Below are 13,173 nucleotides of genomic sequence, written 5' to 3'. Positions count from 1 at the left end.
TTCTTGGGGTGGAGGTGTCTGCACAACAGTCGCCCGTGGGACTATCACGAGTTCCACAGCACGCCGCAAATCGTCAGCATTCACTTGTGTGCGTCCATCCAAAGCAGCTGAGGCTTTAGCAACACGCACGGCGAATAACTCAGCGCGGTGTCCCTGTACGCCTCCACGAATTGCTTCTTCTACTAAGTAGGAAATTTGTTGGTGGGTGATGCAAACGTCTTTTAACCATTCCCGCGCCAGGATGATTTGGGTTTTGAGGGCGTCTAGGTCTTCGCTATACTGTTGGAGAAATTCTTGAGGAGATAGGGAGTAAGCAATAGCTTGCTCGACTGCTTGGACTCTTTGATCTAAACCGAGGACACCATCAGCGCTGAGGGCGATCGCAATTCTATCTAATAAATGTTCCCGCAATGCTCCTTCTTCTGGGTTGTAAGTCGCGATAAATAAGGGTTTGCAGGGATGCTGAAAACTAATGCCCTCGCGTTCAATTTGGTTGCGTCCCTCAGATAATACTGTTAAAAGCTGATTGGATATTTGGTCATCTAATAAATTGATTTCATCTATGTAGAGAACGCCTCGGTGTGCTTGGGCGAGTAAACCTGGTTGAAAAATAGTTTCACCCTGTTTGACAGACTGTTCCACATCTACAGAACCCAAGAGTCTGTCTTCTGTCACTCCCAAAGGAATTTGTACAAAAGTTGCGGGGATGATTTCGGTTTTTACCTCGCTGCTTCCATCTTCGCTTGTAGGGAGACTGAGGGAGGAATCTGCCAAAAGTTGGTCATCCCATTCTTCTGGACGATTGGGATCGCAATTGCTGATAGAACCAGAGACAACTTCAATGGGTGGAAGTAGGGTGTGAATAGCACGCGCCATCACAGATTTTGCCGTACCGCGACGACCTGCGATCGCCACTCCTCCCAACCCTGGGTCTACTGCAGCAAGCAGCAAGGCTGATTTAATCGCTTCTTGACCGACTACGGCTGTCAGGGGAAAGGCAGTACTAAGAGGGGTGGTGGTAGGCGCAGGCATAGTTTAAGTCATAGCTAGTCCAGCTTTCTAGGATACCAAATAATAGCGCGGCGCACGCGCTGTAGTTACCCAAAACTGCTCAATTCCCAGGTCTGTCGCCACGTCTGGGCGATGAAGAATGACTCGAAATCTCAAATTGCTCGAGATAGGTGATATCTAAATCCCATTCATGCTGGCTACGCTCTTGCCAAACTTGGAAGCATTCTCGCACATAAGTCTTTGCCTGGTGGATTGTCCAACCATTCACCTTCGCCAAATGATCGGTGGCGAGTTCCCCTCGACCTTTGATATTTGCAAATCCCATATGTTTACATTCGTGACAAGCAGGACATAATGCAATCAGACCGGTCAAAGTTTGGATGTGTCGCTCATCGTCATAGTCCCAAATCTCATGACATTCCACAGGATGTTTTAAACCACGACCACTACAAACTTCACAACGGTAATTCGCTCGCTCAAAAGTCACTCGCTTGAGTTTGTCCCACTCTCCCGTTGAAACCTCTGAGCGCACATTGCTATACCAACAAGTTTGAGGAACAAGTTCTACCGTCAAACGGGGTTCTGTTGATTTAGGCTTCAAAGACTCCGGTTTCTCAACAGGTAACCAGCGCACCAAAGGTGCTGTATCCATTCCTTCTGGTACATACCAGCGACGAGCACTAGCATCCCATCTGGCTCCTAGTTTCTTTGCTTCGTCTTTTTCTTGGTATGAAACATTTAAATAGGTTCGTGACATAGATCTTACGGTTACTAGTACCTATTTATCTGTCCGCCACCAGTATACTGTCCTGGAATCTGAGTAGAAGATGGATAAATATACTGCGGCACTGGAGCCGGCGCTTGCTGTATGCCTACACTTCCATCATTATTTGACGTTAAAGGGGCATTATTAATTACATTTCCTTGATTTGAGGTGTAGTTGGGAGCATTGAGTGTATTGGAAGACGGGGGTACTGATGTTGGTTGTGTAACAGTAGACAATGGCTGAGCAGTATTTATGTTATTCAACCTATTCTTTATAACTTGGTCAAGAATAATAGCAGAACGATTAGGAATTGCACTTGGAGTTTGCGGTATACCTACTAATTCTGGTTTCGCTTGAGGATAAGCTGTTCCAGGAATGGAAGTTTGCAGTTGGTTTGCAGTTGGTGGTTGTATATAACTTGTTCCACCAGATAAATTTTGTGGTTGCAGATTATTGAAACTTGGTTGAGGATAAGCTGTTCCAGGAATGGAAGTTTGTAGTTGATTTCCAGTTCCTGGTTGTATATAACTTGTTCCACCAGATAAATTTTGTGGTTGCAGATTATTGAAACTTGGTTGAGGATAAGTTGTTCCAGGAGTAGTTCCTGGTTGTATGTAACTTGTTCCAGAAATCGCTCCCGACTGCGTAGAACCTGTTCCTACATTCAGGGGATTGATTGTGTTTGTATTGAACCCAGTGCTTGGAACAAGAGTCTGACTATTTCTGTTTTCGGTGGATAGTAAAGATGATGGCTCAAAGGGGTTTTTCTGAGTTGACGTGATACGATTTGAGTTTGTAGATTGCTGGCTCTTTACTTGGTTAAGCGCTGTTTGCAACGCACTTTCTGAGACGCCGTTTTGATTAGAAGTGGTTTGATTAGGTAATCCTGTTCCCAAACCAAAGGAATTTTGTGCTAAATTTTGTTGATATAAAGAAGGAGTTAAGGCATTCACTCCTAGTGAATTGCTACCATTTGGAAGATTTTTAAATTGTAATAAATTCTGTGCTTGTGCTAGGAAAGGATTTTCCAACTCTATAACGGGTGTGGAATCACCTTCTTTGACATTAAGCTTTAATTTATTATCACTTGTAGAAGTCTGGCTCTTGCTATTTAAGGCTTCTAATAAAGTTTTGCTGTTTTTTGCTTGAATGTTTTGTTTAGAGGCAAGATTTTTTGCTGCTGGGTTTGCTCGGTTATTGCCAATATTATACGGGACTGGTGGTAAGTTATTAATGTCCGGTGTCATTGCCTTGTCTTCCTCTAAAACAGAGGAGTTGACAGGCTTGTTATCAGCAACTAGATTTTTTTGCCATTGAGTAAAAAAGTCGGGGTGTGTCCAGTATTCTTTAATAGCCAGCCCTACGACAGATAAAAAAATTGCTGTTCCCCAAAAACTAGGTCGTGCTAAATACCATAATCTAGCTTTGAGATAGCGTAAGTAGGCGGGAGGATGGTGGTGGCGTGACATGGGCAATAGAGTCTAAGTTTACAAATAAATTGGCAAAAGAAAAAAGGTTTAGACCAGCGGTTTACTAATGGAGTTTTTTTTATCCTACCTACTCCACAATTGTAATTTATTAACCCCAGGTGTGATTGTTGTCAAAAAACTATTTTTGTGCAACTCGCCTCAATAACAAGAAACCTACACCAAATCCCAGAAAGTTACACATCCAAGCAGCTACCAAGGGAGAAAAAATACCAGCTTCTCCTAAAGCACCAGTAATAAACCAAAGCAAATAATAACTAAAAATAACTATGACACTGATGCCAAAACTTGTCCCTTTTCCAGTACGCTGAGGTACGGTTCCCATTGCTGCACCGACCAAACCAAAAACGACACAGACAAATGGTAAGGAAATTTTTTGTTGAATCCTGACTTGGAGTTTGCGAATTTTTTGTTCATCACCACCGAGACGTTCAACCTCCAGTTGTTCCAGTGCTTGAGAAATGTTCATCTCGCCATAGTCTCGGCTTTTTTGTGCCAAATCAAGAGCAGTCCGGGGCAATTTTATTTGTTGGTGTTCAAACCTGAGAATATTACGATAAGAGCGGTCAGGGGCAACCAAATAGATGGTACCGTTGTGAAAATTCCAGACATTTTGAGATGGATTCCACTCGCCTGATTCTGATACAACAATTTGACTCAAACCTTCTGTAGAACGGTCAATAATTGTCAAGCCTTTCATCTCTTTGCCGTCAAATTCATCAGCGTAAAATAAGCGTGTTAAGATTTTTCTATTACCGCTACCATCCTTTTTTTTCACCTTCTGGTATTCGGGGTAGAAAATATTTTGCCGCTTAACAATAGTTGGTGTTTCGGACTTGAGGGCTGCGTTCAGGATTTGAGTTGCTCGGTATTTCGATGCTGGTGCAAGGTGTTCGTTAAACACAAATGTCATTCCTGTAACGACCAAACTCAACATCACAGCAGTGAGTACCATGCGATACACACTAACTCCGCAGCCGCGTAAAGCTACAAGTTCGCTATCGCTGGAAAGACGACTGTAAGTCATCAAAGTAGCCAGGAGCGTGGACATGGGGAAAGCTAAAACGATAAACTCTGGCATAGTTAACGTAAAAACTTGAACGGCGATGCTTATCGGTAGTCCGGATTCCACGATTTTCCGTATTAGCTCGAACATAGAATCTATTGTTACGCCGATTGAAGCGAAAGCCCCAACACCAAACAAAAATGTCGGCAGCAATTCCCTCGCCAAGTAGCGATCCATAATAGAAAAAGGCAGCAGCGAATTGATGGTGTAGAAAGACTGAAATTTAGGCATTAGTTATTAGTTATTAGTCGTTAGTTATTAGTTATTAGTCATTAGTGAGACCAGCGCTGCGGGAGGGGAGCCAGTGCGGTCTTGGGGTCTCCCCAAGTGGAGCATCTGGCGTTTTCCCGACAACAGGCGACTGGCGTATGCGCAAAGCGCACGCCCAAAGGGCTAACGCGCAGCGTCTCCGAAGGAGATACCCGAAGGGTCGTTAGTCATTCGTACTAGGTTTTTTCTCACGACTCATCAAACATTTGGTATGCACCATACTATGCAAACTCCAGTCAAAAATCCTGGTTTAGGATAGCAACAATCTCACCCACAAGAAGATTGAAGCATCAAAAATGTAACAGCTATCAAAATAAATATTAAACAAAATAAAGCCAGATTACGAAATTCTAATTAAAAAGAGTAAATAGAAAATATTTTTTATTTATGATTTATTTTTTTAATTTACGCCTGGAAGTTATCGCCCAGATAGTATTGGCGCACAAGGGGGTTATTGTAGAGTTCTTTGGAGGTGCCAGAGGCAAGGATTTGCCCCTCACGCATAATATATCCGCGATCTGTGATGGCTAGAGTTTCGCGGACGTTGTGATCGGTGATTAAAATGCCCATATCGCGATCGCGCAGTTGCGCCACAATTTGCTGAATTTCTGAGACTGCTATCGGGTCAACTCCCGCAAATGGTTCATCCAAAAATAAAAATTTTGGTCCTTCTCTACCAGCTGCTAAAGCTCTTGCCAATTCTGTCCGGCGTCTTTCACCTCCAGAAAGTTGAATTCCTTTGTTGTTAGCGACTTTTTCTAAACGAAACTCCCGCAACAAGGTATCCACTCGCCTTGCCCATTCCCAGCTTGGCACATTCGTTTGTTCTAGCACCAAAAGAATGTTATCTCGCACGCTGAGTTGGCGAAAAACACTTGCTTCCTGTGCCAAATAACCAATGCCTAGTCGTGCCCTTCTGTGCATTGGTAGTGGAGTCATATCTATATTGTCTAACCAGACTTTTCCCTTCTCTGGTTTTTCTAAACCTGTGGCTATGTAAAAAGTCGTCGTTTTACCAGCGCCATTGGGACCAAGTAACCCAACGATTTCGCCTTGGGCAACTGAAAGGTTGACGCGATTAACAATGACTCGCTTGCCATAAGTTTTATGAATATTTTCTAAGACAATTTTCACTCTCTCGCGTCCTTTATGAATTATCTGTGCTAATTAGATTTCTTCACAGGTGCTGTTGCAGGAGCAGATCCAGGAGCTTGGTTGTTAACTGGAGTGTCGTTGACCATGTAGATGGATTCTACCTGACTACCTTGCTTGGGTGTAGCAACAAATCGCGCTTCATCAATCAGATACGTCACTGAGTCAGCCTTGATACTATTGCTGCCCTGTTGCAAAACATAGACATTGCCACTGAGAATAATCTGACGTTCGCGGGTAAAGTATTGTGCTTGCGCAGCAGTTGCTTGAATACCTCGTGCAGGATAAGACAGTTCCACCTCACCGCGAATAGTTGCCACTTGTGTCTTAGAGTTATACTCTTGTACCTTTCCACGGATGTAAAGAGGACGATTTTGCCCAGATTTTTGAGGAGTTTGTGCAGTAGCTGTTTGCAGTTGGTTAGGAAACGTCATTGCGCCCAGAACCACAACTGGTAGTATTAAAGCTAGTGCCAAACGACGCATGTGAAAGTGAGGCAATTGATAGTGGGGCATCATAGCAATTTAGAAGTTATGATTTTTTTGTTATTCCAATTTTCTCAACTACTTTAACCAGAGATCATAAAATACGCGTTCTGGGCTATTCGAGGATAGCTGCTGGCTAAAACTAGAAGTATTGACGCTGTCTCGACTTTTAAGGTTTCATCTGGTCGTCTAGCTGACTATCAAAGCACACAGATTTGCATCCACTGCCAGCTAGCTTGAATCTACAGTATTTTAATAATTTGTTAAGATTTTTTTAATAATTTTTTTAATTCTTTACGCTTCTTCATTATTAATTCTTATAATCCTAGGCAAGGGCAAGCCTTCATCTTGACCAAGGTTAAGAGCGGCAATCTTTTCTGGCTGTGTTAGTTGTAATGCCTTCAACAATGCCGCACTCTGAATTAATAATTCATCTACATCAATGCCGCCATATTCTGATGGGTAACGTCGCAAGCGATTGCTACCCTCACCCAACAAAATGACCGCACCACGTAAGTTATGGTTGCCTAAATGATACAGCGCCACGGCAATTTGCAAAATGCCTTGATAAAAAGTTTTGTCTGGCTCTGTTGCTTCAATCCACAGAGCCTCCAAGGTATCATGACAAGCATAATACTCACCAGTATTAAACTGCTCTACACCTTGCCAAAACTCATCAGGCATTTCTTCGTTCATGCCATACCATCTCGTACTTGCTTGATTGTTTCTAAAGAAATTTCTTGCTTATCACCAGCGAAATCATTATCTGATGTGAGGAATAGCATACAGTGACATTCTTTGCGCTCGCGCATTGGTACACATGGACAGTTCCAAAAAGTAGCTTTCACTTCCGCTTGTTTGTCTTCATAGTGGCGACAGGGACATAAAGGAGCTCCGAGTTCGTCTTTATGCTTGGCAAGTCCTTCAATGACAACTGCGGTAACAGAGGGTTCAGAACAGAAGTACGTTCCAGTGCGCTTGGCGTATTGTTCCGAAAAATGCCGCATCGCCTCTAGGCTATGTTCGCTGGATTTTGTGTTAACTTCTGGTGAAATCATGGGATCGGCACTCATAATTTAAACATTTCTTTGCATTGTACCGCAGCCTATGGGAGCTAGAACTAGGGATGACTCCCCTTCTTTTGAGCGATTTTAAATTTTGTAAAGTGTGTGTCGAGGCGCGAGTTCGTAACCCAAGGCTTAGAACATAGGGCACATTTCAGTATTTTGAATTGGCAAAAACTGTACGGGGAGCAGAGCATCGTAGAATCGGCAGAATCTGGATATCAGATTATAGTTGCCGTTTTTTTGCACGCAATTGAAATTTTCATGCGTGAAATTTGAATGCATTTCATCGCGACCGATTCTTGCGGTAGACATACATAGGACTTACGGACGAGTTACTAAACAACAAGACTGCAGTTACGACTTACGTCGCAATGACACAACTAGATTATTTTTGCATAAGTCCTGATACACAAAGAGTGCTGAGCCTTGAGTGATATTTCCTCAAAACTCAGCACTCAGGACTTCATAGTGTTTAGCGTTTCGCCAGCTTTTTCGCTAACTTCCGCAGACGAATTGACTGAGGAGTGACTTCCACCAATTCATCTGGTCCGATGTACTCTAAAGCACGCTCTAGACTCATATCGACTGGTGCTTGCAGCTGTACCAGTTCATCACCGCCGGATGCACGGTGGTTGGTGAGTTGCTTCGTCTTGCAGACGTTCAATTCCAAGTCTTGGGGACGATTGTGTTCTCCGACAATCATGCCTCTGTAAACTTTCGTACCAGGTACAATAAAGAATACGCCTCTATCTTCGGCGTTCTTCATGGCGTAGAAAGTGGAAACGCCTTCCTCAAATGAGATTAAGACACCTTTGTTACGAGCTTCAATATCACCAGAGATAGAACGGTAGTCAAGGAAACTGTGGTTCATGATACCTTCACCACGAGTCATACGCATGAATTCACCCCGAAAACCGATTAATCCACGGGCGGGGATAATAAATTCTAGCTGGGTGCGTCCGTTACCACCCACTTGCATATCTTGCATTTCGCCTTTGCGTTGCCCCAGTCGCTCAATGCAACTGCCAACGGCATCTTCAGGAATGTCTAATACCAGAAGTTCGTAAGGTTCGCAAGGTTGCCCGTTGACCTCGCGATAAATCACCTGTGGCTGTGATACCTGAAACTCATAACCTTCGCGGCGCATGGTTTCGATTAAGATGCCCAGGTGGAGTTCTCCACGACCGGAAACTAGGAATTTATCGGGGGAGTCGGTTTCTTCAACGCGTAGGGCGACGTTGGTTTCTAGTTCGCGAAGGAGGCGATCGCGCACTTGTCGTGATGTCACCAACTTTCCTTCTTGACCTGCAAAGGGCGAATCATTCACCCAGAAGGTCATTTGCAATGTCGGTTCATCTACCTTAATGAGTGGCAATGCTTGGGGTTCGTTCGGGTCAGTAATCGTTTCCCCAATGTTGGCATCGGCGAATCCTGCCACAGCTACGATATTGCCAGCGGATGCTTCTGTGATTTCAATCCGCTTCAGCCCTTCAAAGCCCATCAACTTGGTGATTTTTCCCTTGACAATTTCGCCGTTTTCTTTTACCAAGCCGGCTTGCTGTCCCATGCGGATAATGCCATTGTGAATTTTACCAATGACAATCCGTCCCAGATACTCAGAATAATCTAGGGTTGTGACTTGCAATTGTAGTTGTTTCTCGGCGTCACCCACTGGTGCTGGTACATGGCGCAGGATAGCTTCAAACAGTGGCTGCATATCCTTGGCTTCATCTTCTAGCTGTTCTTTGGCGTAGCCACTTAAACCAGAAGCAAACAGATAAGGAAAATCACACTGGTCATCATCTGCCCCTAGTTCCAGAAACAGATCCAGCACTTTATCTATAGCACCATGTGGATCTGCTTGGGGACGGTCAATTTTATTGACGACAACAATGGGGCGCAGTCCTTTTTCCAAGGCTTTCTTCAAAACAAAGCGTGTTTGGGGCATGGGACCTTCGTTTGCATCAACAATCAGAATGCAGCCGTCAACCATGCCGAGTACACGTTCAACTTCGCCACCAAAGTCAGCGTGTCCGGGCGTATCAACAATGTTGATCAGCGTGTCTCCATAGTGAACAGCAGTATTTTTGGCAAGAATTGTAATTCCCCGTTCCCGTTCAAGGGCGTTGGAGTCCATGACGCAATCCGGAACGTCTTCTCCTTCACGGAAGATGCCGGATTGTTTGAGGAGAGCATCAACAAGGGTTGTTTTGCCGTGGTCAACGTGGGCAATAATGGCGACGTTACGGATTGGGAGCGTCATAATAGCGCGTTTGGATAAAATTAGCGTGGGGATTTTAGAACTTAATATCTAGTGGAGGAATGTTGTAACAGAATTCGGGTGGTTTTATAAATTCTGTAAACAAGCCTTAACAATTCTATATTAACTCTTTATGGTTGAAGTGTTTTTTTGAATCGCCAAGATGCTAACGCATTCAGTCGTAAAAAAGTGAAAAAAGTGAGCAGCCGTATTTACCCCACTTATACCCGACCACACCGACAGATCAACCCTCACGGGTGGTCACTTTTTTCTGCGTCCGTAACTGGTACAGAGGAGGAAAAGGTGATAAATTCAGCTTCAAGACAGGCTTTCGTTCTGCTTTGACAACCCTAGTGGGAACGGCCACGCCTTACCGGGTATCTCCTGCACGCCTACACTGCTTTGTATGGAATAGCGGCAGGCTTTGCACTTACGCCAGTCGCCTACGGCGCTGGACTCATCGTTTCATTGAAGGCGCGAAAAATCCGGCAGCTTTACATTTATGATGAAAAAGATTTTTTCTATCACTTGTTTGATCGCTCTATTGTGTTTACTTGGTTCGTGTTCCACATCCTATCGAACGGTTCAGATTAAGGATGTCAGCAAACCAGAACAAATCACCCTCAGCAAAGCACCATTACAAGGAAGTATTTATTCGATTAATATTCAAGTTACTGGCAAACTTGATGGCACGGCGAACATTGGTTTAACGATGAATGGCAAACCCTATCTGTCAGAGAAAATGCATAACAGTGTGAATTTTGAATGGGAATATGATTGGTATTCTGATGTCGCTGTTATCCAATACAAGCCAATTGATGTTAAATCTGGTAAGTTGACCATTTCCTATCGCTTTTTTGGTTAATCTCACAATCGGTACGATTGGGGTAATTAATGCATTCAAGATTCTGGTAATAAAATTCATCTATAGGACTCATATTTGATTCTGGCTAACCCACCATCCGACGGTTTTGGTGCTGTACTCAAGAGTGATAACACAACGCACTGGCTCCCCCTACATATACTTAGATTTTTTCAGAAATTAAATCGGATTCCTATATATCATCTGTGAGTTGCCATAATCAAGTATTATTGTACCAGTATAATTTTACATCTCTTATGTCTATCGACCAAATTTTCAACATTGCTAATATTTTCGTTTTACCATTTTGGACATTAATGTTTCTCCTACCCAAATGGAAAGTGACACAAAGGGTTATGGAATCCTATCTTCCTTTTGTGCCCTTAGCAGGCGTGTATTTGTATTTGTTTGTTACTAGCATCACACCAGAAAATGCCCAAGCTTTATCAAATCCTCAATTAGCAGATATTGCCAGATTTTTTGCTGATGAGAAAGCTGCTGCAACAGGTTGGGTTCATTTCTTAGTCATGGATTTATTTGTTGGGCGTTACATTTATTTAGAAGGACAGAAAACAGGAGTTTGGACAATCCACTCGTTGGCGCTTTGCTTATTTGCTGGTCCAATGGGATTACTTTCTCATATTTTCACGACTTGGATAACAAAGGCAGTTTCCCCAACTCTTAAAAATGAAGTAGCAGAAGTTGCCGAGAAAACAGTATCCTCTTAGGTGACACAGAGCAATTTGACTACTGTACCTAGAATTAATACTCGATAAGGGGTATGGTTTTCACTTGTGACAGAAATCCAATGCGGTTTGGGTGAACTTAGATAAAATGTTCACCCAAACCCTTTGCAGCTATCTAAGATGAGTTAAAACTTAAATCATTATGATAAGCTAAGAGAAAAATATCATTTGATAGAATAAAATAACTAAAGGAAAATTCAAGAAATACTCAAAAATATTTATGACTCAAGTATTCTTATACGCTGAGTATCAAATATCTATTCCTTTCAGTGAGATTGATTGGGTTCCAATCAATCTAGAAATGAAAAAATTCCCAGGATTAAAATCCAAGACTTGGTTAAGTGGTGTAAACACTAATACTGTTGGTGGATTTTATGAATTTGATTCTGTAGAGAATGCACAAAGTTATATTGATAACTTATTGATTCCATTTGCAAAACAAGTTAATGGCAATCTCACTGTAAAGCTTTTCGATGGTTATGTAACGAAAGAAGCCAGTATAGGCATGAGTTCTCCTTTTTATCTGGCAGATTCTCATGATAGGAAATAAAGTGTGGGGTTAGAATTATTGCACTCTACACTCAATATCAAAAGAAATGCAGCACAATTAAGTAGGAACAAATGTTACCACCAGAAAAACCCGCACTTGATCCGCATCCGCTGAGTCCCTATGTTGCTTGGGCAGGGAATTGCAACCGTGACCCAATTTTGGAAGTGTTTAAGAAAAAGTTACCTCAGAACGAAGGTCACGTTCTAGAGTTTGCTTCCGGTAGCGGTATGCACATCAACTACTTTGCTCCCCATTTCCAGCACCTAAGTTTTCAGCCCTCGGATATGAATGAAGAGGCATTTGAAAACATTAGACGCTTGACGCAACAAACTCAAGCAAAAAATGTCCACCCGCCAATCAAGCTGGATCTGACTCAGCCGCAAACCTGGTCTGTTTTGGCTGGAAAAAAATTTGACACTATTTTCTGTATCAATGTGTTCCAGGTTGCGCCGATTGCCATTGCAGATGGGATGATGGAATGTACCGCAAACCTGCTCAAAGACAGTGGCTCATTATTCATCTATGGTCCATTTAAAGTGCATGGTAAGTACACAACACCTTCAAATGAAGAGTTTCACAGAACCCTGCTCTCCTACAAAGTACCGGAATGGGGACTAAAAGATATCGCAGATATCACCAAGTATGCCCAGAAGCATCGGTTGAACCTGAAAGAAAAAATTGATATGCCATCCAATAACTTCACTCTAGTCTACAGTTTCAGGTAAGAAGAAGTCATTTTTCAAAAAAGGCACTACCTCTTCTACTGCATAAGTCGATTTCGCCTACATCTATATAGAAATTAGACCACTGTATATTTTGCACCCCCTTTAGCAGCGGATGAAGGGGGTCTTTTTTTGTACCTCACGACATCTTGAGGTATGCGGTTGCTGTTAATACGAGTTCTCTGTAACAATGCGCTTAATAGTTACCCCCCTGTAGTCCCACGCCAGATGCTACAAGTCGGCAGAGCGTTTCCCTTCGCACTGGCTCCCCTTGCTAAGGGGAGCCACAAAGAGTGCGGGGGTTCCCCCCCCCCACCAGAAGTGGCGTGGGACGCCGGAGGCGGGGGGTTAAATAATCGCTCAAGTTCATAGAGAAATGGTATAACGTTTACGGTCATGCTAAAGGGGCACGGCATCCCGTGCCTCAAAAAACGCTAAAACTCAATGAAAGAAGCTGTCGTTCGCTACGAACTTGTGGAATTTAGTACTAAATAGCTCAACCTTATTAAAGGTAAAATGTCCACAGCGATCGCAACACAGTCAGATCAGTGCTACTTTGAGGGTAACCCCACTGCTGGCAACTGACTCTTCCGTTGGACGAACCCTTCTTGTGCGACTGTCCTCCCCAACGTACATTGGTTCGGTGTTTTTAGCTGAAACTCAATCGTATTGAATTATCGGGCTGCAAGCGGGAGGATGAAAACCCCTACCTTTACATGAGTGGATGAA

13 protein-coding genes are annotated in these 13,173 nt (G+C 43.2%); 4 read left to right on the top strand and 9 right to left on the bottom strand.

Annotated features, from left to right (window positions below; translation table 11 throughout):
- The 9 genes from DP116_RS20935 to typA all read right to left on the bottom strand — a co-directional run.
- Positions 1-1,032: magnesium chelatase ATPase subunit I (locus DP116_RS20935; RefSeq protein WP_169157007.1), on the bottom strand; the 1,032-nt coding region annotated here is incomplete at its 3' end.
- A gap of 79 nt (positions 1,033-1,111) precedes the next feature.
- The gene (locus DP116_RS20930; protein WP_211173416.1) at positions 1,112-1,768 is read right to left on the bottom strand and encodes a DUF5710 domain-containing protein; all 657 of its coding nucleotides are present in this window, start codon (positions 1,766-1,768) and stop codon (positions 1,112-1,114) included.
- 14 nt (positions 1,769-1,782) lie between these two features.
- Positions 1,783-3,246, bottom strand: a complete 1,464-nt coding sequence (locus DP116_RS20925) for a hypothetical protein (protein WP_169157006.1) — start codon at positions 3,244-3,246, stop codon at positions 1,783-1,785.
- 139 nt (positions 3,247-3,385) lie between these two features.
- Positions 3,386-4,561, bottom strand: a complete 1,176-nt coding sequence (locus tag DP116_RS20920) for an LptF/LptG family permease (protein WP_246275728.1) — start codon at positions 4,559-4,561, stop codon at positions 3,386-3,388.
- Between the two features lie 444 nt (positions 4,562-5,005).
- Positions 5,006-5,734, bottom strand: coding sequence for an LPS export ABC transporter ATP-binding protein (gene lptB, locus DP116_RS20915; RefSeq protein ID WP_169157005.1), 729 nt, complete (start codon positions 5,732-5,734; stop codon positions 5,006-5,008).
- Positions 5,735-5,763: 29 nt separating this feature from the next.
- On the bottom strand, positions 5,764-6,270 hold the full coding sequence (locus tag DP116_RS20910; RefSeq protein WP_169157004.1) for an LptA/OstA family protein: 507 nt from the start codon (positions 6,268-6,270) through the stop codon (positions 5,764-5,766).
- Between the two features lie 261 nt (positions 6,271-6,531).
- Positions 6,532-6,933 (bottom strand): DUF309 domain-containing protein, encoded by a 402-nt coding sequence (locus tag DP116_RS20905; RefSeq protein WP_169157003.1) that lies wholly within the window; start codon positions 6,931-6,933, stop codon positions 6,532-6,534.
- Entirely contained in the window at positions 6,930-7,295 is a 366-nt protein-coding gene (locus tag DP116_RS20900) for a ferredoxin thioredoxin reductase catalytic beta subunit (protein WP_169157008.1), read from the bottom strand. Before DP116_RS20900 ends, DP116_RS20905 begins: the two co-directional genes overlap by 4 nt.
- A 481-nt stretch (positions 7,296-7,776) precedes the next feature.
- Complete coding sequence (gene typA / locus DP116_RS20895) at positions 7,777-9,567, bottom strand: translational GTPase TypA (RefSeq protein ID WP_169157002.1); 1,791 nt, start codon at positions 9,565-9,567, stop codon at positions 7,777-7,779.
- 499 nt (positions 9,568-10,066) lie between these two features.
- On the opposite strand from typA, the gene DP116_RS20890 reads away from it, so the two are divergent.
- From DP116_RS20890 to DP116_RS20875, 4 genes are all read left to right on the top strand, one after another.
- Positions 10,067-10,429: a hypothetical protein gene (locus DP116_RS20890; RefSeq protein ID WP_169157001.1), complete on the top strand. Its 363-nt coding sequence runs from the start codon at positions 10,067-10,069 to the stop codon at positions 10,427-10,429.
- A 254-nt stretch (positions 10,430-10,683) separates the two neighbouring features.
- On the top strand, positions 10,684-11,154 hold the full coding sequence (locus tag DP116_RS20885; protein WP_169157000.1) for an ABA4-like family protein: 471 nt from the start codon (positions 10,684-10,686) through the stop codon (positions 11,152-11,154).
- Between the two features lie 238 nt (positions 11,155-11,392).
- Positions 11,393-11,722, top strand: coding sequence for a YdhR family protein (locus DP116_RS20880; RefSeq protein ID WP_169156999.1), 330 nt, complete (start codon positions 11,393-11,395; stop codon positions 11,720-11,722).
- Positions 11,723-11,793: 71 nt separating this feature from the next.
- Complete coding sequence (locus DP116_RS20875; RefSeq protein ID WP_169156998.1) at positions 11,794-12,447, top strand: DUF938 domain-containing protein; 654 nt, start codon at positions 11,794-11,796, stop codon at positions 12,445-12,447.
- The last annotated feature ends 726 nt before the right edge of the window (positions 12,448-13,173 follow it).

This window comes from Brasilonema bromeliae SPC951, from assembly GCF_012912135.1.
GTDB classification, from domain to species: Bacteria; Cyanobacteriota; Cyanobacteriia; order Cyanobacteriales; family Nostocaceae; genus Brasilonema; species Brasilonema bromeliae.
This window is presented reverse-complemented; position numbering and strand designations above follow the sequence as displayed.